The 25,676-nt window shown below is 58.7% G+C and carries 18 protein-coding genes and 1 pseudogene; 5 read left to right on the forward strand and 14 right to left on the reverse strand.

Annotated features, from left to right (window positions below; genetic code table 11):
- Positions 1-63: 63 nt before the first annotated feature.
- The 8 genes from ACA056_RS19355 to ACA056_RS19390 all read right to left on the reverse strand — a co-directional run bounded on the left by ACA056_RS19355 (position 64) and on the right by ACA056_RS19390 (position 9,793).
- Entirely contained in the window at positions 64-621 is a 558-nt protein-coding gene (locus ACA056_RS19355) for a LemA family protein (protein ID WP_497266990.1), read from the reverse strand.
- Between the two features lie 3 nt (positions 622-624).
- Positions 625-1,659: a hypothetical protein gene (locus ACA056_RS19360; RefSeq protein ID WP_497266992.1), complete on the reverse strand. Its 1,035-nt coding sequence runs from the start codon at positions 1,657-1,659 to the stop codon at positions 625-627.
- Between the two features lie 52 nt (positions 1,660-1,711).
- Positions 1,712-2,236 carry a DUF6586 family protein gene (locus tag ACA056_RS19365; protein WP_497266994.1) on the reverse strand — a complete coding sequence of 175 codons (525 nt, stop codon included), beginning with the start codon at positions 2,234-2,236 and terminating at the stop codon, positions 1,712-1,714.
- 141 nt (positions 2,237-2,377) lie between these two features.
- On the reverse strand, positions 2,378-5,011 hold the full coding sequence (topA, locus tag ACA056_RS19370) for a type I DNA topoisomerase (RefSeq protein WP_497266996.1): 2,634 nt from the start codon (positions 5,009-5,011) through the stop codon (positions 2,378-2,380).
- 114 nt (positions 5,012-5,125) lie between these two features.
- The gene (locus ACA056_RS19375) at positions 5,126-5,362 is read right to left on the reverse strand and encodes a DUF1653 domain-containing protein (protein WP_046047845.1); all 237 of its coding nucleotides are present in this window, start codon (positions 5,360-5,362) and stop codon (positions 5,126-5,128) included.
- A gap of 99 nt (positions 5,363-5,461) precedes the next feature.
- Complete coding sequence (gene fadA, locus ACA056_RS19380) at positions 5,462-6,637, reverse strand: acetyl-CoA C-acyltransferase FadA (RefSeq protein ID WP_008007076.1); 1,176 nt, start codon at positions 6,635-6,637, stop codon at positions 5,462-5,464.
- Between the two features lie 29 nt (positions 6,638-6,666).
- Complete coding sequence (gene fadB / locus ACA056_RS19385) at positions 6,667-8,814, reverse strand: fatty acid oxidation complex subunit alpha FadB (protein WP_347804304.1); 2,148 nt, start codon at positions 8,812-8,814, stop codon at positions 6,667-6,669.
- Between the two features lie 541 nt (positions 8,815-9,355).
- Positions 9,356-9,793, reverse strand: coding sequence for a hypothetical protein (locus tag ACA056_RS19390; RefSeq protein WP_497266999.1), 438 nt, complete (start codon positions 9,791-9,793; stop codon positions 9,356-9,358).
- A gap of 104 nt (positions 9,794-9,897) precedes the next feature.
- Between ACA056_RS19390 and ACA056_RS19395 the strand changes: the two genes are divergently transcribed.
- Positions 9,898-10,335 carry a universal stress protein gene (locus ACA056_RS19395; RefSeq protein ID WP_008151425.1) on the forward strand — a complete coding sequence of 146 codons (438 nt, stop codon included), beginning with the start codon at positions 9,898-9,900 and terminating at the stop codon, positions 10,333-10,335.
- Between the two features lie 66 nt (positions 10,336-10,401).
- Here the strand turns inward: ACA056_RS19395 and ACA056_RS19400 are convergent, their stop codons facing one another.
- Positions 10,402-12,321: an ATP-binding cassette domain-containing protein gene (locus ACA056_RS19400; protein WP_497267001.1), complete on the reverse strand. Its 1,920-nt coding sequence runs from the start codon at positions 12,319-12,321 to the stop codon at positions 10,402-10,404.
- A 213-nt stretch (positions 12,322-12,534) separates the two neighbouring features.
- Here ACA056_RS19400 and ACA056_RS19405 point away from each other — a divergent pair, with 213 nt between their 5' ends.
- Complete coding sequence (locus ACA056_RS19405) at positions 12,535-14,463, forward strand: transglycosylase SLT domain-containing protein (protein ID WP_497267003.1); 1,929 nt, start codon at positions 12,535-12,537, stop codon at positions 14,461-14,463.
- 72 nt (positions 14,464-14,535) lie between these two features.
- Here the strand turns inward: ACA056_RS19405 and ACA056_RS19410 are convergent.
- Together ACA056_RS19410 and ACA056_RS19415 are read right to left on the reverse strand one after the other, a co-directional pair.
- Positions 14,536-15,566: pseudogene (locus ACA056_RS19410) on the reverse strand (Fic family protein).
- Positions 15,567-15,634: 68 nt separating this feature from the next.
- A complete protein-coding gene (locus ACA056_RS19415; RefSeq protein WP_497267005.1) occupies positions 15,635-17,410 on the reverse strand; it encodes an ABC transporter transmembrane domain-containing protein in 1,776 nt (591 codons plus the stop codon).
- Positions 17,411-17,671: 261 nt separating this feature from the next.
- Here ACA056_RS19415 and ACA056_RS19420 point away from each other — a divergent pair, with 261 nt between their 5' ends.
- Positions 17,672-17,851: a PA1571 family protein gene (locus tag ACA056_RS19420; RefSeq protein WP_497267007.1), complete on the forward strand. Its 180-nt coding sequence runs from the start codon at positions 17,672-17,674 to the stop codon at positions 17,849-17,851.
- A 187-nt stretch (positions 17,852-18,038) separates the two neighbouring features.
- Here the strand turns inward: ACA056_RS19420 and pdxB are convergent, their stop codons facing one another.
- On the reverse strand, positions 18,039-19,181 hold the full coding sequence (gene pdxB / locus ACA056_RS19425; protein WP_497273570.1) for a 4-phosphoerythronate dehydrogenase PdxB: 1,143 nt from the start codon (positions 19,179-19,181) through the stop codon (positions 18,039-18,041).
- 333 nt (positions 19,182-19,514) lie between these two features.
- Between pdxB and ACA056_RS19430 the strand changes: the two genes are divergently transcribed.
- The gene (locus ACA056_RS19430) at positions 19,515-20,924 is read left to right on the forward strand and encodes an MATE family efflux transporter (protein WP_497267009.1); all 1,410 of its coding nucleotides are present in this window, start codon (positions 19,515-19,517) and stop codon (positions 20,922-20,924) included.
- On the opposite strand, the gene tusA is transcribed toward ACA056_RS19430, so the two are convergent.
- Both tusA and rlmM read right to left on the reverse strand, forming a co-directional pair.
- On the reverse strand, positions 20,921-21,172 hold the full coding sequence (gene tusA / locus ACA056_RS19435) for a sulfurtransferase TusA (protein WP_095052036.1): 252 nt from the start codon (positions 21,170-21,172) through the stop codon (positions 20,921-20,923). The genes ACA056_RS19430 and tusA overlap by 4 nt on opposite strands.
- A gap of 177 nt (positions 21,173-21,349) precedes the next feature.
- On the reverse strand, positions 21,350-22,423 hold the full coding sequence (rlmM, locus tag ACA056_RS19440) for a 23S rRNA (cytidine(2498)-2'-O)-methyltransferase RlmM (RefSeq protein ID WP_129442892.1): 1,074 nt from the start codon (positions 22,421-22,423) through the stop codon (positions 21,350-21,352).
- A gap of 222 nt (positions 22,424-22,645) precedes the next feature.
- On the opposite strand from rlmM, the gene acnA reads away from it, so the two are divergent.
- Positions 22,646-25,387, forward strand: a complete 2,742-nt coding sequence (gene acnA, locus ACA056_RS19445; protein ID WP_497267012.1) for an aconitate hydratase AcnA — start codon at positions 22,646-22,648, stop codon at positions 25,385-25,387.
- Positions 25,388-25,676: the final 289 nt, after the last annotated feature.

Genomic DNA, 25,676 nt, shown 5'->3' on the forward strand with positions numbered 1-25,676 from the left:
CCAGCCGTTACAAAAAACCTTTTTGCGAACATTCCAGACCGACCGAGCCTGCGTCCTACACCTTTAAAAATTCGGCTTGTACTCAAATGCTGCGGAAGCCTGGGAGTCGGAAAATGGAATGATTACCGATTTTTTGTTGAGACAGCCATTAACAAAGGAGTTAGGAAACATCTGGATCGAGTTGTTGAACACCTCTACCGCGCCATTGAAGATGGTAATGGCCGCACCGATGTTTTCTTGCTGTTCAGTGATTTCCCGCATGAAGTTGTTAACCAACTCATTGGCCTTGAGCTCTGGATAAGCTTCAAATGCCACGGTCAATCCCGCCAGCAATTCCCGTGTTCCCTTTTGCACCGGCTGTAGAGCGTCCCCGTTCGCCTCTTGTGGCAGCTTGCCGATGGCCGAGCGCAGGCCCGTGATCTTTTCCTGCAGCGCACCTTCGTACTCCTTGAAACCTGCAACCTGCTGCTCAAGCAAATCGAGCACCCTGGTTTTCTGGCGCTCATAAACAAGGACATCGGCCCAGGCGCGCTGAGCGCGATTATGTCGCCCAATGATTCGGTTGTAACAGGTCCAGAAGGTAATCCCGACTACCACCGCGATAATCAATAACAACCCCATCGTCTAATACTCCATGCTTTTTAAAGGTTTCGGGGAAAGCGCGAAGTTATCGTCATGCAATTCGGCCAGTCGATGGACCCACGACAGCAAGAGGTCCAGACGAGGCAAGCGAATACCCGTCTCGACGAGCTGCTCAAAGGCCTGCAGATTTTGAAGCCCCTCGGTTGCGCTTGGCGCAAGCAATCCAGGATCGCTGAAACTCAGGCACAGCCGCCCATGTTCCGAGAACTCCAGATTGACGTCGCTCAATTGCTGATGGAGCTGCAGTAGGTGCAGCACCGTCGCGGGCTTGGCAAAAACGGCACAGGCCATCTGGGTACTGCCTGTCAGGTGGAACGCGCTATTGAATTCGCTGGAAGCTGTATCCAGAGTCTCCTCAAGAGCAACTTCCCAATGCCTGTCACCGCGCACGACGACATTCTCGACCCACGGAAACTCCAGCACCAAGCTATGCCGGGCAAACTCGCGGTCTATCGTTTTGGTTTCAACCTTGGTACCGCCCGCCCCGTCTGGCACGGTGGTCTTGTAACTTTCGCGATCAACATACTGCAAGTGCTGGTAAGTGAAGGGCAACTCATGAACCGCGCCAAGGTAGGTACCTTGAACCGATTTCAAGATCTGTCGACTGTAAGAGCCTCGATGAAAGTCTTTGAACTCCTCGCCCAACCTCTCCAGCACTTGTACATCCGGGTTGAACGACTCCCTTAACCCATGGGTGAGCAATGAAGATTTATGGGTGATTTTTTTGGAAAGTGCGTCGATCACCCCGGACCTGTGATCCATCACAAGCCAGCCACCCAATAGAAAAGCAATGCCCAGTACGACAAAAGGTATGAAAAGAAGGGTGGCGGCGATCAATCCCAAACCGATATTACGAAACAGTCTGGGTGTGGCATTATCGAACGCCAGCGGCGCACCAAAAGCCCTGAGCTGCTTTATCACCTCGAGCAGATCTGCGGTACTGGTCGCCGCTTCGACACGGGCGTCCGACTGTTCAAATAACTGACGCAGTTTTTTGTTGTGCAAAATGGAAGACATGCTTCATCCCTGAAGAGACCAACGTAACGCAGTGTCCGATGCGATTATGTGCTCAGCACTCGTTCAGACCTTCGCGAAACCGAATCGCCAGCCCTTTGAGGTTCTGACGCCAGCTTTCCAGCTCTTCCCGGCTCAGCTCTTGTGGAGCCTCTTCTTCATCCAGGTTAACGGCCAGGATCAGCGGCTGCGTCACGTCCCCCTTAGGCTTGTGCGGCGCCCGTGGCGGCTGAAACAGTGCAGCATGGGCCGCAAGCAGTTTGGCCAGCCAAGTTTCAGGATTTTGCGCCAACTCGACCATCTCGGCCATTTCCGGAATCGCGATGGCTTCAAGCACTTCGCGCGTCAGCAATAACTCGGCCCGAGGCGCATTGGCCTGAGGCAAGCGATAGAAACCGGCGATTTCATGGCATAGCCCCAGCAACGCACCGTACAGGTGAAACAGTGCCGACTCGCGTCCGGCCTGGATCAGCGCCAGGGAGTTCATCGCCCGCCCCTCTTCGGCTCTGGCGAGTGCTTCCAGCGACAGGCCGGCGAAGTAAATCTTCTGGTTGGTACGGGTATAGAGTTCGTGGGCCATGACGGCAGCCTCCACAACGAAATAATTGCTTCACGCAGGTCAGACAGTGTCGGGGATCACCCGAGTTCACCGCAAGCACAAAACAAAAAGGCCGCATGAAAACCAGAAGGTTGTCATGCGGCCTTTTCAGTACAGCACCTGTTAAGCCTTAGCGGTCTTCGCCGGGCGCTTGTCTTCAACCGTCCACTTGCCGCCGTCGTAGTACGCCTTCCAGCCAGTCGGCTTACCGTCGACTTCAGTCTGTACGTACTGCTCTTTGGTTTTACGGCTGTAACGGATCACAGCAGGCAGGCCGTCCGGATCTTTCTTCGGTGCTTCGCAGAGGAAGTGGTACTTCGGATCGATCTCATCCTTGTGCGGCACAATTTCCATGACCAGCGGAGCACGCGTCTCGCGGTTTTTCGGGAATTGACTGGCCGCCAGGAACAAGCCGGAAGCACCGTCGCGCAGGATGTAGGTGTCGTTGACCTTTTCGCATTTCAGCTCAGGCATCTTCACCGGATCCATCTTCGGCGGTGCTGCATCACCGCTTTTCAACAGTTTGCGGGTGTTCTTGCACGTCGCATTGGTGCAGCCGAAGAACTTGCCGAAACGGCCAGTCTTGAGCTGCATCTCGCTGCCGCACTTGTCGCATTCCAGGCTTGGACCTTCGTAGCCCTTGATGCGATAACTGCCTTCTTCGATTTCGTAACCGTCGCAATCCGGGTTGTTACCGCAGATGTGCAGCTTGCGCTTCTCATCCAGCAGGTATGCGTCCATCGCCGTGCTGCAGATCGGGCAACGGTGCTTGCCACGCAAGACCAGCGATTCCGATTCACCCTCGTCGTCCGCGGCGATTTCATCGCCCGGCACCAGGTTGACGGTGGCCTTGCAGCGTTCTTTCGGCGGCAGGCTGTAGCCCGAGCAGCCGAGGAACACGCCAGTCGAGGCGGTGCGAATTTGCATCGGACGACCACACACCACGCATGGAATGTCGGTCATCACTGGCTGGTTGGCACGCATGCCGCCTTCGGCGCTTTCGGCTACTTCGAGTTTTTTCTTGAAGTCGCCGTAGAACTCGTCGAGAACGTTTTTCCAGTCGCGTTCGCCCTGGGCCACGTCATCGAGGTTCTCTTCCATGCCGGCGGTGAAGCCGTAGTCCATGAGATTGGAGAAGCTCTCGGCCAGACGTTCGGTAACGATGTCGCCCATCTTTTCCGAGTAGAAACGACGGTTGTGCAGCGCTACGTAGCCACGATCCTGGATGGTCGAAATGATCGCCGCGTAGGTCGAAGGACGACCGATACCGCGTTTTTCCATTTCCTTAACCAGGCTCGCTTCCGAGTAACGCGCCGGCGGCTTGGTGAAGTGCTGGGTCGGATCAAGCTTGATCAGCTTCATCGCGTCGCCCTGAGCCATGTCCGGCAGCACGTCGTCATCACCAGGCTTGGCGATTTGCGGCATGACGCGGGTGTAACCGTCGAACTTCAAGATGCGGCCTTTGGCGCGCAACTCGAAGTCACCGGCACCGACGGTGACAGTGGTCGACAGGTATTGGGCCGGCAGCATCTGGCAAGCGAGGAACTGGCGCCAGATCAGCTCGTAGAGCCGCTCAGCATCACGCTCCATGCCCGACAGCTTGCTTGGCTCGGTATTGGCATCGGAGGGACGAATCGCTTCGTGAGCCTCTTGTGCGCCTTCCTTGCTGCTGTAGACGTTCGGGTTTTCCGGCAGGTATTTCTTGCCGAACTCACCTTCAATATAAGTACGCGCCATCGTCACGGCATCGACCGAGAGGTTGGTGGAGTCGGTACGCATGTAAGTGATGTAGCCGGCTTCGTACAGACGCTGGGCCATCATCATGGTTTTCTTCACGCCGAAGCCCAGGCGGTTACTTGCGGCCTGTTGCAGAGTGGACGTGATGAACGGTGCCGACGGCTTGCTGCTGGTCGGCTTGTCTTCGCGCTTGACGATGCTGTAACTGGAAGCCTTGAGCTTCTCCAGCGCGGCCATGGCCTGAGCTTCGTTGAGCGGCTTGAAGGCTTCGCCTTTCTCGCGAGCCACGTCAAAGCGCACGGTTGCGCCCTTGGCGGTGCCGAGGTCGGCGTGAACTTCCCAGTACTCTTCCGGGTTGAACGCACGGATTTCACGTTCACGCTCAACGACCAGCTTCACGGCAACCGATTGCACACGACCGGCGGACAGGCCACGAGCGACCTTGGCCCACAGCAGTGGCGAAACCATGTAACCCACAACACGGTCGAGGAAACGACGCGCTTGCTGGGCGTTTACACGATCAATGTCCAGCTCGCCCGGCTTGGAGAAAGCTTCCTGAATCGCCTTCTTGGTGATTTCGTTGAACACCACACGCTTGTAGCGGCTGTCATCACCACCGATGGCTTCGCGCAGGTGCCAGGCAATGGCTTCCCCCTCGCGATCCAAGTCGGTTGCGAGATAGATGGTGTCAGCATCTTTGGCGAGCCGGCGCAGCTCTTCGATGACCTTTTCCTTGCCCGGGAGGATCTCGTACTTGGCTTTCCAGCCATGATCGGGATCGACACCCATGCGCGAGACCAGCTGCTTGCGCGCTTTCTCTTTCGGCGTGAGCACCGGACCTTCACCCGCGGCGGCCTTGCCGCGCTTGGCGGCTGGCTCTTTGCTGGCGCTAGCCGAACCGCTGGTGGGCAGGTCTCGGATATGGCCGATACTCGACTTCACCACGTATTGGTTACCCAGATACTTGTTGATGGTCTTGGCCTTAGCCGGGGATTCCACAATGACCAGCGATTTGCCCATGGATCAGAAAATTCCTGAATTCTAGAAGTGAAAGGCGGTTGGCGCCTGACGCGGCACCGCTATATATAGTGGCTACAAGGTGAGGTCAAGCGCAGGGTTTTGCGCGCACTCAGCTTATGGCTTGGAAAAAAGGCTTGGTTCGGCTTGCACCAAAGCAAAGCGTGGCACCTGTTCGCCGTCAACCTCGACCGACTCCAGGAACATGCTCAAGGGACGCACCCAAAAGCCGTAATCGCCATACAGGGCTTGGTAGAAGACCACTTCTTCTTCGGTTTCCGAATGCCGCGCAATACTGAATACGCGGTACTGCGGACCTTTGTAATGTTGGTAGAGCCCAGGTTGTATCGGCATGGTTTGGCCCTCGCTCAAATCTTTTCAAAATAAAAACAAAAATAAATTCAGAAAAACAAAAACCGGGGCACTTGGCCCCGGCTTCCTTCAACGAAACGCTTAAACGCGTTCGAAGACGGTGGAGATGCCTTGGCCGAGACCAATGCACATGGTAGCTACCCCGAAGGTGCCGCCATTTTGCTTCATCACGTTCAGCAGAGTGCCGGAGATACGCGCACCGGAGCAACCAAATGGGTGACCCAGGGCGATGGCGCCGCCGTGCAGGTTAACCTTCTCGTTCATCTTGTCGAGTACTTTCAAATCTTTCAGCACTGGCAGGGCCTGTGCGGCGAAAGCTTCGTTGAGCTCGAAGAAGTCGATATCGTTAATGCCAAGACCCGCGCGCTTCAGTGCTTTTTGTGTGGCCGGTACTGGACCATAGCCCATGATTGCCGGGTCCACACCTGCCACTGCCATCGAACGAATCACCGCCATAGGCTGAATGCCCAGGTCCTGTGCACGCTGCGCCGACATCACGATCATGCACGAAGCACCATCGGTGATTTGCGACGAAGTACCGGCTGTCACGGTGCCGCCCTTAGGGTTGAACGCTGGCTTCAGAGCCGCCAGGCTTTCCAGGGTAGTTTCCGGACGAATGGTTTCGTCGTAGTCGAACAGTTTCAGGAAACCGTTCTCGTCATAGCCCTGCATCGGGATGATTTCGTCTTTGAACTTGCCTTCCAGAGTCGCCTTGTGAGCGAGCTGGTGGGAGCGCACGCCGAAAGCGTCCTGTTGTTCGCGAGTAATGCCGTGCATTTTACCCAGCATTTCAGCGGTCAAACCCATCATGCCCGAGGCTTTCGCCGCGTACAGGGACATGTGCGGGTTCGGATCGACACCGTGCATCATGCTGACGTGACCCATATGCTCGACGCCGCCAACCACGAACACGTCACCGTTGCCGGTCATGATCGCTTGCGCAGCAGTGTGCAGAGCGCTCATCGACGAACCACACAGACGGCTGACGGTCTGGCCGGCAGCGGTGTGCGGGATCTGAGTCATCAGGGACGCCATGCGGGCAATGTTCCAGCCCTGCTCCAGGGTCTGGTTTACGCAGCCCCAGATCACGTCTTCAACTTCGCTCGGGTCGACCTTGACGTTACGTTCCAGCAATTTGCTGATCAGGTGCGCCGACATGTCTTCAGCGCGGGTGTTGCGGTGCATGCCGCCCTTGGAGCGGCCCATCGGAGTACGACCGAAGTCGACAATCACGACGTCTCTAGGATTCAAGCTCATATATTCACTCTCACTCTAGTTGGGGGCGCTTAACCGAAGAACCGCTGGCCGGTTTTGGCCATTTCGCGCAGTTTTGCGGTCGGGTGGTACAGCGCGCCCAAATCAGCGTACTGGTCAGCCAGGGCAACGAACTCTGCAACACCGATCGAATCGATGTAGCGCAGCGCACCGCCACGGAATGGAGGGAAACCAATACCGTAGACCAGACCCATGTCGGCTTCGGCAGCGGTTTCGACAATGCCGTCTTCCAGGCAACGCACGGTTTCCAGGCACAGCGGGATCATCATCCAGTTGATGATGTCTTCGTCAGTGACTTCACGCTGTTCGAAGACGATCGGCTTGAGCACTTCCAGTACCGACGGATCGGCGACTTTCTTCTGCTTGCCGCGCTTGTCGGTCTCGTAGGCGTAGAAGCCCTTGCCGTTCTTCTGACCCAGGCGCTTGGCTTCGTAGAGCACGTCGATAGCCGAACGACGATCGTCTTTCATGCGATCCGGGAAGCCTTCAGCCATTACGTCACGACCGTGGTGACCGGTGTCGATGCCGACCACGTCCATCAGGTACGCCGGACCCATTGGCCAGCCGAATTTTTCCATGATCTTGTCGATACGGACGAAGTCCACACCGGCGCTGACCAGTTTGGCGAAACCGCCGAAGTACGGGAACAGCACGCGGTTGACCAGGAAGCCCGGGCAGTCGTTAACGACGATCGGGTTCTTGCCCATTTTCTTGGCGTAGGCAACGGTGGTGGCAACTGCCAGCTCGCTGGACTTCTCGCCACGGATTACTTCAACCAGCGGCATCATGTGCACCGGGTTGAAGAAGTGCATGCCGACGAAGTTTTCCGGACGCTTGAGGGCTTTAGCCAGCAAGGTGATGGAAATGGTCGAGGTGTTGGACGCGAGAATGGTGTCCTCTTTGACCTTGTCTTCGACTTCGGCCAGAACGGCTTGCTTGACCTTAGGGTTCTCGACGACCGCTTCAACGACCAGGTCGACGTGACCGAAATCACCGTAGGACAGGGTCGGACGAATGCCATTGAGCACTTCGGCCATTTTCGCCGGGGTCATGCGACCTTTATCAACGCGACCCACCAGCAATTTGGCAGCTTCAGCCAGACCTTGCTCGATGCCGTGCTCGTTGATGTCTTTCATCAGGATCGGCGTACCTTTGGAGGCCGACTGATAAGCGATACCGCCACCCATGATGCCAGCGCCCAATACGGCAGCCTGCTTCACGTCTTTGGCGATTTCGTCGTAGGCCTTGGCCTTTTTCTTCAGCTCCTGATCGTTCAGGAACAGACCGATCAAGCTCTGCGCGGCAGAGGTCTTGGCCAGTTTGACGAAACCGTTGGCTTCGACTTCCAGCGCCTTGTCGCGACCGAAGTTCGCAGCTTTCTGGATGGTCTTGATCGCTTCAACCGGTGCCGGGTAGTTCGGGCCTGCTTGACCGGCCACGAAACCCTTGGCGGTTTCGAACGACATCATTTGTTCGATGGCGTTGAGCTTGAGCTTTTCGAGCTTCGGCTGACGCTTGGCCTTGTAGTCGAACTCGCCGGAGATGGCGCGCTTGATCAGCTCCAGAGCAGCTTCCTGCAGTTTCTCAGGAGCAACCACTGCGTCGACTGCGCCGACTTTCAGCGCGTCTTCTGGACGGTTTTCCTTGCCAGCGGCAATCCATTCGATGGCGTTGTCAGCACCGATGATGCGCGGCAGGCGCACGGTACCGCCGAAGCCCGGGTAGATGCCCAGCTTGACTTCCGGCAGACCGATCTTGGCCTTGGTGGACATGACGCGGTAGTCCGCCGCCAGGCACATTTCCAGACCGCCACCCAGGGCGATGCCGTTGATCGCGGCGACAGTCGGGACGTTGAGGTCTTCGAAATCGCTGAAAATCTTGTTGGCTTCCAGGTTGCCAGCAACAAGCTCTGCATCAGGCAGCTTGAAGTTCTCGACAAATTCGGTGATGTCGGCGCCGACGATGAACACGTCCTTGCCACTGCTGACGATCACACCCTTGATCGAAGCATCTGCCTTGATGGTGTCTACGGCCTGACGCAGTTCGTTCAGGGTTAGACGGTTGAACTTGTTGACGGACTCACCCTTGAGGTCGAATTTCAATTCGACGATGCCACTTTCAAGAGCCTTAACCGTGATGGCTTTACCTTCGTAAATCATCAACTGATCTCCACGATATGGAAGCTGAACAGTACACGTCGGACGCAGGCGAATGGCTCGGCAGGGACGTTTAACGTCAATGCTACGCCCATCCACCCGGCACACCCGCCAACGCGATAGTCGGGATTCTGTAGGAGCGGTCTGTAATACAAACGCTCAATTCATACGCCCGTTTGATTTGGGTACGTCACCTTCACGGAATTTCCGACAATTGTCAATCGCCCAAAATACGGGTTGAAATGCGACTTTCCGGTCATTTCCGTAACACGAAGACCTGCAACACGCGGCTGCATGTGAGGCCATTCATAGGATCAATAGTTAGAAAAGTCGCCCTAATTCGCTGCAGCCTTTGTTTAACAAGCTACGCTGGCGGGACCTTGAGGAAAAAAACATTAACGCTTTTGGCGAATGCCCAGCGTAAGATCAGCGCCACACCGAATTACCGGCCTGCCTGGCCAACTCCAGCCCGATGATGATGTCGGGCTTTTTATTGCCTGTCTGCCGGACGTTTCGCGCCATTGCGGCGCGAAATTTCCGCGATTTATGCCAGCGCCTTAAGCACCGCGTCAATGTCCTGCAACACCGTCGCCTCGCCCTTCTCACCCCAGTACAACGTGATCATCTGCTTGTCTGCTTCGACCTTGTAAACGTTGTATGGCAACTTTTCGAAATGAATCAGCAACGCCGGTTCCTCGCAGACCTCCTGCCACTGATTGACCCACACACCCGGCGCTTTTTGCCAGTAACTCCAGCACGCCGGCCGATTGCCACGCCGCGGTCGATGGTACTGGGCGCAAGGGCTCGGCGGCTCGTGGCTCAGCCAGTGCGGCCAGTCCTGAGGCGCCAGTTGCATCGCCAATCCGATGCGTCGCGCTTCCATGCGCAGGGCCATGCGGCCGCTCTGGTGGCGCGACGGCCGCAACCATGCCAGCGGACTCAGTACCACCAACAGGATTGACACCACTATCCAGACCGTCATATCTGTACTCCCGATTCTTGATGAGCGCATTGAGTCACTTTGAAAACAATGCGCTTGAAACCAGCCATACTTACCAATATTGCAATCCTCAGGAGGAGCACCTCATGCCCTACAACCACATTCTGGTCGCTGTAGATCTAACCGAAGAGTGCGATCCTGTAATCCACCGCGCTCGCGAACTGTCGGTGAGCAACGGGGCGAAATTGTCCCTGGTGCACATTGTCGAGCCAATGGCCATGGCCTTTGGTGGCGACGTCCCCATGGACCTGTCACAACTGCAACAACAGCAGTTCGATCAGGCCAAGGAACGCCTGGACCGACTGATCGTGAAGTATCCGGAACTCTCCAAAGAATACAGCCACCTGACCTACGGCCAGCCACGCCAGGAGATCCACCACCTGGCGAAGGAACAAACCTGCGACCTGATCGTGGTGGGCAGCCATGGCCGACACGGCCTGGCATTGCTGCTGGGCTCGACTGCCAATGACGTGCTGCATGGTGCGCCTTGTGATGTGCTCGCCGTGCGCCTGATCAAAAGCTAAACCACAGCGCCTACGAAAAGCCCGGCGCTCATCACTGAACGCCGGGCTTTTTTATAGCAGGATCAATCAGGCATCCAGCTCGGCCCAGCGCTCGACCATTACATCGTGCTCAGCCTGCAACTGCTCCAACTGAGCGATCACTGCAGCGGTCTCGGCAGCAGGACGCTGATAGAAACCGGCATCGGCCATTTGCGCCTCAACGGTAGCGATCTGCTGCTCCATGACTTCGATCTGACCCGGCAACATTTCCAGCTCACGCTGCAACTTGTAGCTGAGCTTCTTCTTCGCCACCGGCGCTTCGACTACAGCAGCAACTGGCGCAGCTTCGGCCGTCACGACAGCGGAGGTCAGGTCGGCTTTGCCGGACTTGCTCTCGGTCACGCCCAACAGGCGCGGCGAGCCGCCCTGACGCAGCCAGTCCTGATAACCACCGACATATTCGCGAACCTTGCCTTCACCTTCGAAGACCAGGGTGCTGGTGACCACGTTGTCGAGGAATGCCCGGTCGTGGCTGACCATCAGCACGGTGCCGTTGAAGGTCAGCAAGACCTCTTCCAGCAACTCGAGGGTTTCGACGTCGAGGTCGTTGGTCGGTTCATCGAGGACCAGCAGGTTCGCCGGCTTGCTGAACAGTTTCGCCAGCAGCAGACGGGCACGCTCACCACCGGACAGCGCCTTCACCGGCGTGCGGGCACGCTGCGGGCTGAACAGGAAGTCGCCGAGGTAGCTCAGCACGTGACGGCTCTGACCATCGATATCGATGAAGTCGCGACCTTCTGCAACGTTGTCAATTACGGTCTTTTCCAGGTCCAACTGATGGCGCAACTGGTCGAAGTAGGCCACGTCGATGCGCGTCCCCTCTTCCACTGTGCCACTGGTTGGCTGCAGACCGCTGAGCATCAGCTTCAGCAGTGTGGTCTTGCCGGTACCGTTGGCGCCCAGCAGACCGATACGGTCGCCGCGCGTCAGGACCATCGAGAAATCCTTGATCAGGAACGGGCCGCCCGGGTGAGCAAAGCTCACGTTGTCGAGGACCATCACCTGCTTGCCGGACTTGTCAGCCGTATCCAGCTGAATGTTGGCCTTGCCGGTGCGCTCACGACGCTCGCTTCGCTCGTTGCGCAGGGCTTTGAGGGCGCGTACGCGGCCTTCGTTGCGGGTGCGGCGAGCCTTGATGCCCTGGCGGATCCAGACTTCTTCCTGGGCCAGTTTTTTGTCGAACAGCGCGTTGGCGGTATCTTCAGCGGCCAGCGAGGCCTCTTTGTGCACGAGGAAGCTGGCGTAGTCGCCGTTCCAGTCGATCAGGCCACCGCGATCCAGTTCGAGAATGCGGGTCGCGAGGTTCTGCAGGAATGAACGGTCGTGCGTGATGAACAGCACGGCGCCCTGGAAATCCTTCAACGCTTCTTCGAGCCAGGCAATTGCACCGATGTCCAGGTGGTTGGTCGGTTCGTCGAGCAGCAGCAGATCGGGTTCGGAAACCAGAGCCTGAGCCAGAAGGACGCGACGACGCCAGCCGCCGGACAATTCGGCGAGAGTCTTGTAGGCCGGCAACTGCAGACGGCTCAACGTGCTGTCGACCAATTGCTGCAAACGCCAGCCGTCACGGGCTTCGAGGTCGTGCTGGACGTGCATCAGTTTGTCCAGGTCGGCGTCGGTGACGATGTTCTGGCTGAGGTGGTGATACTGCGCGAGCAGCTCGCCGACACCGTCCAGGCCTTCGGCCACCACGTCGAACACGGTCCGCTCGTCGGCTACCGGCAATTCTTGCGGCAATTCGCCAATCTTGAGGCCAGGTGCGCGCCAAACGGAGCCTTCATCAGGCTTCTGGTCGCCCTTGACGAGCTTCATCATGCTGGACTTGCCAGTGCCATTGCGGCCGATGATGCACACCCGCTCACCACGGGCGATCTGCCAGGACACCTTGTCCAACAACGGCATAGCGCCGAAAGCAAGGGACACATCGCTGAATTTGAGCAGGGTCATGAGCTTCTCCAAAAACCGGGCGCGCATTCTACCTGATTTGAGGCTTCAGAAGGCCGGCAATTTCACCTTCGCGACACTCTGCATGACAAATGTTGCGAACTGATGCTGACAGGCCGGCAAAGCTTTCGCCCGCTGCTGGCAAAAGGCTAAGCTACAGACAATTCAGTGCGGGCCATGCCCGCACTTGTCATGATTTCTCTGCCCGGACGTCTCATGCGCAGTCGCCTTTTCAGTCTTTTATCCTGTTTTCTTCTTTCTGCCACTGCCGTTCAAACCGCCCAGGCGGTGGACCTGTCCACCCAGCGCCAGTATTACGACGAAGCCAAGCGTGCCCTCGCCAAGGGGGATACCGGTCCTTATTTCCGTTACAGCCAGGCCCTCAGCGATTACCCGCTGGAGCCGTACCTGGCGTATGACGAACTGACCGCTCGCCTTAAAACCGCGAGCAATGCCGAAATCGAGAAATTCCTCGCCGAGCACGGTGACCTGCCCCAGGCCAACTGGATGAAGTTGCGCTGGCTGCGTTGGCTGGCCGAACGCGGCGACTGGGCGACCTTCGTCAAGTACTACGACCCCAAACTCAATTTCACCGAACTGGACTGCCTGAATGCGCAGTATCAGATCGGGCATAACCAGAAAGCCGAAGGTTACGCCAACGCCAATAAACTCTGGCTGACCGGCAAATCCCAACCCGCCGCGTGCGATGCGCTGTTCGGGCAATGGGCTGCCGAAGGCCAGCTGACCGAACAGAAACGCTGGGAACGCACCAAACTTGCCGCCCAGGCACGCAACTATCCGCTGGCCAACAGCCTGGTCAACGGCCTGAGCACCCTCGCCCCTCGCGGTCGCTTGCTGATTGATGTGGCGCAGAAACCCGAACTGCTCAACCAGCCGTCGCGCTTCACCCCGGCCGATGAGCCGATGTCTGACATCGTCAGCCTCGGTCTGCGCCGCTTGGCCAAGCAAGATCCGGACAAGGCCATGGCCCTGCTCGACGGCTATGCCAGCAGCATGCACTTCTCCCGTGACGAAAAAGTGGCCATCGCCCGGGAAATCGGGCTGACTCTCGCCAAACGCTTCGACGGCCGCGCGCTGGACGTGATGACCAAGTACGACCCGGAACTGCGTGACAACACGGTTTCCGAATGGCGTATGCGTCTGCTGCTGCGCCTGGCCCGCTGGGACGATGCCTATCAGTTGACTCGCCGCCTGCCGCCGGACTTGGCGACCACTAACCGCTGGCGCTATTGGCAGGCCCGCAGTCTGGAACTGGCGCAGCCGCAGAACCCGGAAGCGCAGACGCTGTATCAGGGCCTCGCCCGCGAGCGTGATTTTTACGGTTTCCTCGCGGCGGATCGCTCGCAGTTGCCCTACTCGCTGAACAACAAACCGCTGGTGCTCAGCCAGGCGCTGATCAACAAGGTTCGCAATACCCCAGGCGTGCGTCGGGCGCTTGAGTTTCATGCTCGCGGACAGATCGTCGATGGTCGGCGCGAGTGGTACCACGTCAGCCGCCACTTCAGCCGCGACGAAATGGTCGCCCAGGCGAAACTGGCCTACGACCTGAAATGGTATTTCCCGGCGATCCGCACCATCAGTCAGGCGAAGTACTGGGACGACCTGGACATCCGCTTCCCGATGGCCCACCGCGAAACCCTGGTGCGCGAGGCCAAGGTTCGCGGTCTGCACTCGAGCTGGGTGTTCGCCATCACCCGCCAGGAAAGTGCCTTCATGGCCGACGCCCGCTCCGGCGTTGGCGCCAGCGGCCTCATGCAACTGATGCCCGGCACCGCCAAGGAAACTGCGCGCAAGTTCAGCATTCCACTGGCCTCGCCGCAGCAAGTGTTCGATCCGGACAAAAACATCCAGCTCGGTGCCGCTTACCTGAGCCAGGTCCACAGCCAGTTCAACGGCAACCGCGTCCTCGCCTCCGCCGCCTACAACGCCGGCCCGGGGCGCGTGCGTCAGTGGCTGCGCGGGGCGGACCACCTGAGCTTCGACGTCTGGGTGGAAAGCATCCCGTTCGACGAAACCCGCCAGTACGTGCAAAACGTGCTGTCGTACTCGGTGATCTACGGCCAGAAGCTCAACTCACCGCAGCCGCTGGTGGATTGGCATGAACGCTACTTTGACGATCAATGAGCCTGCTTTGAAGCACTGACAAAAATGCCCGCATCGATTGATGTGGGCATTTTTTATTCGCGCCCAGAACGTCTACGCCGACTTGAGCCGTGCCGCAATCCGTTTGCCATGCTGGGTCAGACGATATTTTTGAGCTGGGCTGCTTGGCGACTCGGGATTGGTCATTTCAATCAAATCGGCAGCCAATGCGGGCCTGAGGTAGTTAGCCCGAAAGGTCGCCTTGTGAGCCAAACCAACCTCGGTCATTAAGTCGCTGATTTTAAGCGGCCCGTTAACATCGAGCGCTGAAAGCAATTTCACTACTGGGTCGCTTACCAGGTCGGTTACTGGGTCGGTTACTGATTCGCTAAGGGCCGCTTCCTCAAGCGCGAGACTCAATGCTTGCAGCATGAACTCGACAAAAGGCGTCGACTCAGCCAACTGATCGGCCGCCGACAATGCCGCGTAATAAGCGTCCTGCTGCTCTCGAATCACTGCTTCAACCGGCAAATAAGCCAACACCGGTCGCCATTGACTGAGTATCAAGGTCTGCCAAAGACGCCCCATGCGTCCATTACCGTCAGCGAAGGGATGGATGAACTCGAATTCGTAATGGAAGACGCAGCTGATGATCAGCGGATGCCAATCAGAATCGCCAAGCCACGCCAACAAATCTTCAATCAATTGCGCAACGCGACTCGGCGGCGGGGCCATATTAACCAGTTTATCGCCACGGTAAATGCCCACACCGGCTCGACGAAACTGCCCGCAGTCGTCAATCAATCCATCAGCAACTCATGGGCATAAAGCAAGTCGGCTCGGCGACTCGGCTGCCACTCAGGCATGGCTTCATAAGCCGCAAAAGCGTTGCGCACTTCCTGAATTTCTCGCGGCAGACCAAGCACATGCTGCCCCGCCAGAACAGCCGTCACCTGCTCGATGTTCAGGGTGTTGTTCTCAATCGCTAAAGAAGCCTGAATCGTACGAATCCGATTGCTACGACGCAGTTGAGGCGTTTGCAGGCGTGCATCCACAGCCGCCAGGTGACCAATTTGTTCGCTTATCCCGGCGACCAACGCCAACATTCTGGTGGTCAGGGTCAACGGTGGTTGATAACGGCTCATATCCTTTTCCAGGCTCGCAACTGTGGCCGACATAATGCCCGACCCCGGCAGCATACAGCAGCTCTCATTCACGCGGCCTCATGTCCATCGTTAAACTGCAACGCCGCCAACCGTGCATACAGCGCGTTGCTCGCAATCAACTCCTGATGCGTACCCACCGCCACCAATTTCCCTTGGTCCATCACCGCGATCCGGTCAGCGTTTTTCACCGTGGCCAGCCGGTGGGCGATGACCAGCGTGGTGCGGTTTTTCATCAGGCTCGGCAGGGCTTGCTGGATCAGGTGTTCGCTCTGGGCGTCAAGGGCGCTGGTGGCTTCGTCCAGTAGCAGAATCGGCGCGTCCACCAGCAATGCCCGGGCGATGGCCAGGCGTTGGCGCTGACCGCCGGACAAACCGAGGCCACCGTCGCCAAGATGGGTCTGGTAGCCGTTGGGCATTTGTTCGATGAAGTCGTGGGCGTAAGCGATTTTCGCCGCTTCCTGGACCTGAGCAAGGGTTGCTATCGGATTGCCATAGCGGATGTTCTCTTCGATGCTGCCAAAGAACAGCGCCGGGGATTGCGAGACCAGGGCGAAGCAGCGGCGCAGGTCCAACGGATCGAGCTGAGTAAGCGGCACGCCATCGAGCAGGATGCGTCCTTCGGCGGGGTCGTAGAAGCGCAGCAGCAAGTCATACACCGTCGACTTGCCGGCACCGGACGGCCCGACCAACGCGAGGGTTTCGCCGGCATTGATCATCAGATTCAAACCATCGACCGCATAGCTTTCGGGACGCGACGGGTAGGAAAAGCGCACGTCTTGCAGCACCAGGTCACCCTTCACCCGTTCAGGCAAGGTCACCAGGCCAGTGGTCGGTGGCCGGATGATGTTCTCCGAACGCAGCAATTCGGCTATCCGCTCGGCGGCGCCGGCAGCACGCTGCAGCTCACCGATCACTTCGCTCAACGTGCCGAATGCGCTGCCGACGATCAGGCTGTAAAACACAAACGCCGCCAGCTCGCCCGCGGAAATCCGCCCGGCGATAACATCCATTCCGCCGACCCAGAGCATCACCCCGACCGCGCCAAGCACCAGCACGATCACCAGAGTAATCAGCCAGGCTCGCTGGAAGATCCGCTTGCGAGCGGTGTTGAAGGCCTCCTCCACCGTGGCGGCAAAGCGCTGCTCGTCCTGGACCTGATGGTTGTAGGCCTGCACGGTTTTGATCTGACCCAGGGTTTCGGAAACATAGCTGCCGATATCGGCAATCCGGTCCTGGCTCAGGCGCGACAGGCTACGCACCCGACGGCCGAAGATCAGGATCGGCGCGATCACCAGCGGCAACGCGACCACCACGATGCTCGTGAGTTTGGGGTTGGTGATAAACAGCAGGACGATTCCGCCGATCACCATCAACAGATTGCGCAAAAACAGCGACAGCGAAGAGCCGATCACCGATTGCAGCAGCGTGGTGTCAGCGGTCAACCGCGATTGGATCTCGGAACTGCGGTTGTCTTCGTAGAATCCTGGGTGCAGGTAGATCAGATGATTGAACACCTGACGACGGATGTCCGCGACAACGCGTTCGCCGATCCATGAGACCAGGTAAAAACGCGCGAAGGTGCCAATCGCCAGCCCGACCACCAGCAACATAAACAGACCGATGGACCGGTTGAGCAAATGCGGCGACTGGGTCATGAAACCCTGATCCACCAGCAGGCGAATCCCCTGCCCCATGGACAAGGTGATGCCCGCCGTGACGATCAATGCGAGCAAGGCACCGACGGCCGGCCAGCGATAAGGCGCGATGAAACGCAGGGCCAGGCGCATGGCGCGCCGTTGACGGGAAGAGAGGATGGAGATCATTCGATGGCGCAACCAGTAGGGTTTGACGCGATCAAGCCTACACCGGTCGATGGGCTTGAACGCTGTAAATCATAATGAGTCAGGTTAAATATGACCGCAAAGCCTAGGTCCTAGACGGTATTGGTCTAAAGTCCGGGTGGCAACGCCGCGGTATTTCTGGTGGACTGATGTTGCCGTCGTTGGAAAGATCGCAGGGAGTTGTCACAGCCCGGTCACCTGGCGGTTCTACAGTAAGCACACAACCTGATGAGGAGACAGGCAATGTCCTTGCAAAACAGCAGCGAAGACAAGATTGAAGTGATCCGCACGCAGCCAGACCAGTCTCTGGGTTGCTCAATTATCGATAAGGATGGGCACGAAGTACCGATCACTGAAGGCATGATCCAGGACGCTTGCCGCGAACTGGAAAAGCGATTGGTCAAGCCTGCCGAACAAAAGTGATATAGCCACCGTCTTCTTGACCCGGCCTCTGATGGCCGGGTTTTTTATGGGTGCTGATCCAGAATTGTGGTGCGGCCATTCGCGAGCAAGCCCGCTCCCACATTGGATCTCCAGCGAACACAGATCTTGTGTACGACAGAGATCCAATGTGGGAGCGGGCTTGCTCGCGAAAGGGTCGACGCGGTCTCTAGACAGCCGTTGCACCGAGTGCCGCCACTATCTTCAGCAACGCAGGCGAATCCCCATCAATGCGCACCTGCAACCCATCAATCTCACGCCGCAGCGGATAATGCTTGCGCAGTGAATCGAACGCCGCACGCTGTTCGTTCACATTGCCTACAAGGCTGCGACGGAAATCCGCATCGTCGCGGCGCGGGTCGTACACGCCACGGCACAACATGGCCAGCGACCAGGCCGGATCGCTGTTAGCGTTCAAGGTCACTTGCGACAACCAGGGTGCAGGCAGCAAATCGTTCAAGCTGACCTGGGCCGCTTGCCCGAGAAAATCGCAATAGGCCTGATAAATCTGCGCAGTCCCACGCTGCCTGCCGTCGAGGCTGTAACCGGCAATGTGCGGCGTCGCCAGCACGCAGAGTTCGGCCAGTGCCACATCGACCTCAGGCTCACCTTCCCAGACGTCCAGTACCGCTTGCAGGTCTTCGCGTTGCAGCAGCACCTGGCGCAGCGCGGCGTTGTCCACCACCGGGCCACGACTGGCGTTGATCAGCCAGGTGCCGGGTTTTAGCTGGTTCAAACGGTTTTTATCGAACAGATGCCAGGTTAACTGGGCGCCGTGTTTCTTCAACGGCGTGTGCAGACTGATGACATCGCACTGCTCGATGATCTGTTCAAGACTGACGTAATCGCCACCTTCTGCGGCTTGCCTTGGCGGATCGCAGACCAGCACGTTCCAGCCCAGACCTTGCAGAACCTTGACCAAGCGGCCGCCCACTTCACCGGCACCGACGATGCCGTAGGTGCGTTGAGTCAGGTCGGCGCCTTCGATTTCGGCCAGGGTCAACAGACTGCCGAGCACGTAGTCGACCACGCCCCGGGCGTTGCAGCCGGGTGCGCTGGACCAGGTGATGCCGGCCCGCTGAAAGTAATCCAGATCCAGGTGATCCGTGCCGATGGTGCAGGTGCCGACAAAGCGTACCTTGCTGCCTTCGAGCAACGCGCGGTTAACGTTGGTCACCGAGCGCACCAGCAGCACATCGGCCTGCTCGACGGTGGCGCGATCAATGGAACGTCCCGGCACCCGGCGGATTTCACCGAAACCTTCGAAGAAGGCATCGAGCAGCGGGATATTTTCGTCGGCAACAATCAGCATGGCAGGCTCCTTTGGCGGATCGGCAGTGTAGGCGGAGATGGCCGTGGTGGGCCAGCGGGCATTAGGCGTCATCACGCATCCTGTGGCGAGGGGACTTGTCCCCGTTCGGCTGCGCAGCAGTCGTCAAACCAGCGCACGCGGAGTGTCTGTAATAACGGAGACTCAGGAATAGGGGCCGCTTCGCAGCCCAACGGGGACAAGTCCCCTCGCCACAGGGAATGTCGCAACGTTCGAAAACTGATTACAAATCCCTAACACAGGACTTTTCCTGACCACTACGTCAGGGCGTAGAATGCGCCGCCTTGCGCATCAACATCTTTGGACGTTTCGCCCTTGAATTCCGTGACTGACCGCCCCGCCGCTACTTCCCTCACCCGTCCGGCCCGGGTTCGCCTGGAGCTGAAAAACCTGCTCGGCCTGGCCCTGCCGATCATGATCGCGCAACTGGCGACCACCGCCATGGGCTTCGTCGATGCGGTGATGGCGGGTCGGGTCGGGCCACGGGATCTGGCGGCGGTGGCGCTGGGCAACTCGATCTGGGTGCCGGTGTTTCTGTTGATGACCGGCACGCTGCTGGCTACTACCCCGAAAGTCGCCCAGCGTTTCGGCGCCGGCACCCACAGCGAAATCGGCCCGATCGTGCGCCAGGCACTGTGGCTGGCGTTGGTGGTGGGGTTGATGGCGACCGGCATGTTGTTCAGCGCCGAACCGATTCTGCACATCATGAAGGTCGATCCCGAACTGATCGGCCCGTGCATGCAATACCTGCATGGCATCGCCAGCGGTTTGCCCGCCGTTGCGTTCTACCATGTGCTGCGCTGCTTCAGTGACGGCCTGGGGCGTACGCGTCCGGCCATGGTGTTGGGTCTGTGCGGGCTGGCGCTGAACATTCCGCTGAACTACGTCTTCATCTATGGCCACTTCGGTGTGCCGGCCATGGGTGGTGTCGGTTGCGGCTGGGCCACGGCGATCGTGATGTGGGTGATGGCCCTGGGCATGGCCGGGTGGGAGCGCTGGGCGCCGGCGTATCAGTCGAGTGAATTGTTCAGCCGTTTCGACTGGCCGCAGTGGTCGGTGATCAAACGCCTGCTGGGCATCGGCCTGCCGATCGGCATCGCGGTGTTCGCCGAGTCGAGCATCTTCGCGGTGATTGCGCTGCTGATCGGCAGCCTCGGCGCGACCGTGGTGGCCGGGCATCAGATCGCGCTGAACTTCAGCTCGCTGGTGTTCATGATTCCTTACTCCCTTGGCATGGCCGTGACCGTGCGGGTCGGCCAGGCGCTTGGCCGTCAGGAGCCGCGCGAGGCCCGCTTCGCTGCCGGTGTCGGCATGGGCACGGCGCTGGCCTATGCGTGCATTTCCGCGAGCATGATGCTGTTGCTGCGTGAACACATCGCAACGATCTACACGGCCGACCCGACGGTGATTCAGGTCGCGGCGATGCTGATTGTGTATTCGGCGCTGTTCCAGTTTTCCGATGCGATCCAGGTGACGGCTGCCGGCGCGTTGCGCGGTTATCAGGACACTCGGGTGACGATGATCCTGACGCTGTTCGCTTACTGGGGGATTGGTTTGCCGGTGGGTTACGCACTGGGCCTGACCGATTGGTTCGGCGCGCCGAGCGGCCCGAGCGGGCTGTGGCAGGGTTTGATTGTCGGCTTGAGTTGCGCAGCGTTGATGCTGTCGATCCGCCTGACGCGCAGTGCACGCAAGCGGATTCGCATCAGCCATTCGGCGGGTTAAGCGAGTTTCTTGCGGATCCAGTAGAGGTAGGTACCTGCCTCTTCGTGCTGCGCCACCAGTTCATGGTCGAGAAACACGCAGAACTTGGGGATGTCGCGACGGGTCGACGGGTCGGTGGCAATCACCTTGAGCAGGCCGCCGGGCGCCAGGTCACGGATGTGCTGGTGCAGCATCATCACCGGTTCCGGGCAGTTGAGGCCGGTGGCGTCGAGGGTGCCGTCAACCGGCGTATCAATCATTTCACTCATGATTCACTCCTGAAACTTGCCGGCATTGTCGCGCATTGCCGGGTTTAACGTCATCTGTGTCGTACACCGGACCTGTGGGAGCGAGCTTGCTCGCGATTGCAATTACACATTCAACATTGATGTTGGCTGGTCGATCGCTATCGCGAGCAAGCTCGCTCCCACATGGGGCCGTGTGAATCAGCGGGACTTGGGTTTCTTAACATCCAGCCGACGCAAATGGCACGTCACTTCTTCACGGTCGTGATACAGCTGCTTACAGCCGATCTCGACCCGAATACCGCGCTCCTTGAACCCGTCGGCGATGCGCTCCAGTAAACGCTTCACTTCGGCGTAACGCTGTTTCATCGGCAGCTTGAGGTTGACCACCGCTTCGCGGCAATGCCCCTCGCCAATCCATTCTTCCAGCATCGCGGCGTTGCGCGCCGGTTTCTCGACGATGTCGCAGACCATCCAGTCCACCGGTTGCTTGGGCTTGAAGGTGAAACCGTCAGCCATCAAGTGTTGCACCAAACCGGTGTCCATCAGGCTTTCGGCCATCGGGCCGTTGTCGATCGCGGTCACCAGCATGCCGCGGTTGACCAGTTGCCAGGTCCAGCCGCCGGGAGCAGCGCCAAGGTCGACGCCAGTCATGTCGCTGTGCAGACGCTCATCCCACTGATCGCGCGGGATGAAGTGGTGCCACGCCTCTTCCAGTTTCAGCGTCGAACGGCTCGGCGCTTCACGCGGAAACTTCAGACGCGGAATGCCCATCGGCCACATCGCCGAATTGTTCGACTCGGCCAGCCCCATGAACACTTCACGGCCACTTTTGAAGGTCAGCAGCAGACGCGGTTTGTGCGCATCTTCAACCAGTTTGCCAGCGGCCATCAGCGCCTTGCGCAGGTGGCCTTCGAACTTCTTGCAGAAGTTCGACAGTTCCTTGCCATCGTTGGTGTCGACCATTTCCAGCCACAGGCTGCCGCACAGCGGGAAGTCCGCCATGTGCGCGAGGATCACGCTGATGCGGTCGGTTTCCGGCAGATCGATGAAGATCCCGCGAGCCCACTGGCGCGGGAAGATCAGATCGGCGAAACGCTGGCCACGCATCAGGCGCTCGGCACCGTCTTCTTCGGTGCAAATGAACTCGGCGCAGGCGCTGGCGGTCTTGGCCTTGGCATAACCGGCCACGTTCAGCCGCGCGGCGTGTTCGGAAATCTCGGAACAGACTTCGCTTTCGAAGCCCGGCCGGCAATGCATAAAGAGGGTGTTCATTCTTACTCCTGGGCAGTTGGCGAAGAATTCAGCCACTGCGCGATGCCCAGACTTGCGTTGAAGCAAAGCCTGTCACGAAAACGGGCGCATGATAGCCGAGTTCGGAACCTCGGACTTGTCGATAGAGTCCAGTTATTAGCCAGCTACTTAAAACAGGGCTAGTTTTAATGCTCTGTCCGTCCCGTCAGTCCGTAGCCGTGCGGACCCAAAGGAGTCATTTCAATGCCGTCCCTCGATAGCCTGAAAACCCTTAAAACCCTGCAAGTCGACGACAAGACCTACCATTATTTCAGCCTGCCGGATGCCGCCAAAAGCCTGGGCGACCTGGACAAGCTGCCAATGTCGTTGAAAGTGCTGCTGGAAAACCTGCTGCGCTGGGAAGATGAAAAAACCGTCACCGACGCCGACCTCAGGGCGATTGCCGCCTGGCTCAAGGAACGTCGCTCCGACCGTGAAATTCAATACCGTCCCGCGCGGGTATTGATGCAGGACTTTACCGGCGTTCCCGCCGTGGTCGACCTGGCCGCCATGCGTGCCGCGATGGCGAAGGCCGGCGGCGACCCGCAGCGAATCAATCCACTCTCCCCGGTGGATCTGGTGATCGACCACTCAGTGATGGTCGACAAGTTCGCCAGCAGCAGCGCCTTCGAACAGAACGTCGACATTGAAATGCAGCGCAACGGTGAACGTTATGCGTTCCTGCGCTGGGGCCAAAGCGCCTTCGACAATTTCAGCGTGGTACCGCCGGGCACCGGCATCTGTCACCAGGTGAATCTGGAGTACCTGGGGCGCACGGTCTGGACCAAAGACGAGGACGGCCGCACCTATGCCTTCCCCGACACCCTGGTCGGCACCGACTCCCACACCACCATGATCAACGGCCTCGGCGTGCTCGGCTGGGGCGTTGGCGGGATCGAAGCGGAAGCGGCGATGCTTGGCCAACCGGTGTCGATGCTGATCCCGGAAGTGATCGGCTTCAAACTCACCGGCAAGCTCAAGGAAGGCATCACCGCCACCGACCTGGTGCTGACCGTCACCCAAATGCTGCGCAAGAAAGGCGTGGTCGGCAAATTCGTCGAGTTCTACGGCGACGGCCTCGCCGACCTGCCGCTGGCCGACCGCGCGACCATCGCCAACATGGCCCCGGAATACGGCGCCACCTGCGGCTTCTTCCCGGTGGACGACATCACCCTGGACTATCTGCGTTTATCCGGTCGCCCCAGCGAAACCGTGAAACTGGTCGAGGCCTACAGCAAAGCCCAGGGCCTGTGGCGCCTGCCGGGCCAGGAACCGGCGTTCACCGACAGCCTGGCGCTGGACATGGGCAGCGTCGAAGCCAGCCTTGCCGGGCCGAAACGCCCACAGGACCGGGTATCACTGCCGAACGTCGCGCAAGCGTTCAGTGACTTCGTCGACCTGCAATTCAAACCCACCAGCAAGGAAGTCGGTCGTCTCGAAAGTGAAGGCGGCGGTGGCGTTGCGGTGGGCAATGCCGATCTGGCCGGTGAAGCCGACTACGAATACGACGGCCAGACCTATCGATTGAAAAACGGCGCGGTGGTGATCGCGGCGATCACCTCCTGCACCAACACCTCCAACCCGAGCGTGATGATGGCCGCCGGCCTGGTGGCGAAGAAAGCCGTGGAAAAAGGCCTCAAGCGCAAACCGTGGGTCAAGAGTTCGCTGGCCCCAGGCTCGAAAGTGGTCACCGACTACTACAAGGCTGCCGGCCTGACCCCGTACCTTGATGAACTGGGTTTTGCTTTGGTCGGTTACGGCTGCACCACGTGCATCGGCAACTCCGGGCCATTGGCGGAGCCGATCGAAAAAGCCATTCAGGCCGCCGACCTGACCGTCGCCTCGGTGTTGTCGGGCAACCGCAACTTCGAAGGTCGCGTGCATCCGCTGGTGAAAACCAACTGGCTGGCCTCCCCACCGCTGGTAGTCGCCTATGCGCTGGCCGGCACGGTGCGCATCGACATCAGCAGCGAGCCTTTGGGTACCGACAAAGAGGGCAATCTGGTTTATCTGCGGGATATCTGGCCGAGCACCAAAGAAATCGCCGACGCGGTGAACCAGGTCAACACCGCGATGTTCCACAAGGAATACGCCGAAGTGTTTGCCGGCGACGAGCAATGGCAGGCGATTGAAGTGCCGCAAGCGGCGACGTATGTCTGGCAGGACGATTCGACTTACATCCAGCACCCACCGTTCTTCGATGACATCGGCGGCCCGCCGCCGGTGGTCAAGGACGTCGCCGGTGCGAGAGTCCTAGCATTGCTCGGCGATTCGGTAACCACCGACCACATCTCCCCGGCCGGCAACATCAAGGCTGACAGCCCCGCAGGCCACTACCTGCGCGAGAAAGGTGTGGAACCACGGGACTTCAACTCCTACGGCTCGCGACGCGGCAACCACGAAGTGATGATGCGCGGCACCTTTGCCAACATCCGCATTCGTAACGAAATGCTCGGCGGCGAAGAAGGCGGCAATACGATTTACATTCCCACCGGGGAGAGGATGCCGATCTACGACGCAGCCATGCGCTATCAAGCCTCGGGCACGCCGCTGGTGGTGATTGCCGGGCAAGAATACGGCACCGGCTCGAGTCGCGACTGGGCGGCCAAGGGCACCAATCTGCTGGGGGTCAAAGCGGTCATCGCCGAGAGCTTCGAACGGATTCACCGCTCCAACCTGGTGGGCATGGGCGTGTTGCCGTTGCAGTTCAAGCTGGATCAAAACCGCAAGAGCCTGAACCTGACCGGCAAGGAGACGCTGGATATTCTGGGTTTGACCGGCGTCGAGCTGACGCCGCGGATGAACCTGACGCTGGTGATCACCCGTGAAAACGGCAGCCGCGAGAAAGTCGAGGTGTTGTGCCGGATCGATACCTTGAATGAGGTGGAGTACTTCAAATCGGGGGGGATTTTGCATTATGTGTTGCGACAGTTGATTGCGTCGTAACTGACGCACAAACAAAAACACCGCCATCGCAGGCGGTGTTTTTTTGTGCGCCCTTTAAAAGGACAGATACTTGGCAGAGCCGAAACTAATACTCAGTATTCCCTTCAATCTTGAAATGCTGAGCCCAACCATTCATCGAAGTAACAAAAGCCAAAACGGGTACCAGCATTAACAATGTCACAGCAATCACAGGCCACGTAATCATGTGCGTCCCCTGGTTCAGGATCATCCGGTAAAGCGCCATTCGAGCGAATGTCAGGCACTCATAGACATAGTCACACCCTGTGCT

It is taken from the genome of Pseudomonas sp. LBUM1666 (assembly GCF_059695775.1).

What these genes read in the sequence shown, in the direction of transcription:
- ACA056_RS19355 (WP_497266990.1), bottom strand. Translation starts at nt 621, where the DNA reads ATGGGGTTGTTATTGATTATCGCGGTGGTAGTCGGGATTACCTTCTGG.
- ACA056_RS19360 (WP_497266992.1), bottom strand. Translation starts at nt 1,659, where the DNA reads ATGTCTTCCATTTTGCACAACAAAAAACTGCGTCAGTTATTTGAACAG.
- ACA056_RS19365 (WP_497266994.1), bottom strand. Translation starts at nt 2,236, where the DNA reads ATGGCCCACGAACTCTATACCCGTACCAACCAGAAGATTTACTTCGCC.
- topA (WP_497266996.1), bottom strand. Translation starts at nt 5,011, where the DNA reads ATGGGCAAATCGCTGGTCATTGTGGAATCCCCGGCTAAGGCCAAGACC.
- ACA056_RS19375 (WP_046047845.1), bottom strand. Translation starts at nt 5,362, where the DNA reads ATGCCGATACAACCTGGGCTCTACCAACATTACAAAGGTCCGCAGTAC.
- fadA (WP_008007076.1), bottom strand. Translation starts at nt 6,637, where the DNA reads ATGAGCTTGAATCCTAGAGACGTCGTGATTGTCGACTTCGGTCGTACT.
- fadB (WP_347804304.1), bottom strand. Translation starts at nt 8,814, where the DNA reads ATGATTTACGAAGGTAAAGCCATCACGGTTAAGGCTCTTGAAAGTGGC.
- ACA056_RS19390 (WP_497266999.1), bottom strand. Translation starts at nt 9,793, where the DNA reads ATGACGGTCTGGATAGTGGTGTCAATCCTGTTGGTGGTACTGAGTCCG.
- ACA056_RS19395 (WP_008151425.1), top strand. Translation starts at nt 9,898, where the DNA reads ATGCCCTACAACCACATTCTGGTCGCTGTAGATCTAACCGAAGAGTGC.
- ACA056_RS19400 (WP_497267001.1), bottom strand. Translation starts at nt 12,321, where the DNA reads ATGACCCTGCTCAAATTCAGCGATGTGTCCCTTGCTTTCGGCGCTATG.
- ACA056_RS19405 (WP_497267003.1), top strand. Translation starts at nt 12,535, where the DNA reads ATGCGCAGTCGCCTTTTCAGTCTTTTATCCTGTTTTCTTCTTTCTGCC.
- ACA056_RS19415 (WP_497267005.1), bottom strand. Translation starts at nt 17,410, where the DNA reads ATGATCTCCATCCTCTCTTCCCGTCAACGGCGCGCCATGCGCCTGGCC.
- ACA056_RS19420 (WP_497267007.1), top strand. Translation starts at nt 17,672, where the DNA reads ATGTCCTTGCAAAACAGCAGCGAAGACAAGATTGAAGTGATCCGCACG.
- pdxB (WP_497273570.1), bottom strand. Translation starts at nt 19,181, where the DNA reads ATGCTGATTGTTGCCGACGAAAATATCCCGCTGCTCGATGCCTTCTTC.
- tusA (WP_095052036.1), bottom strand. Translation starts at nt 21,172, where the DNA reads ATGAGTGAAATGATTGATACGCCGGTTGACGGCACCCTCGACGCCACC.
- rlmM (WP_129442892.1), bottom strand. Translation starts at nt 22,423, where the DNA reads ATGAACACCCTCTTTATGCATTGCCGGCCGGGCTTCGAAAGCGAAGTC.
- acnA (WP_497267012.1), top strand. Translation starts at nt 22,646, where the DNA reads ATGCCGTCCCTCGATAGCCTGAAAACCCTTAAAACCCTGCAAGTCGAC.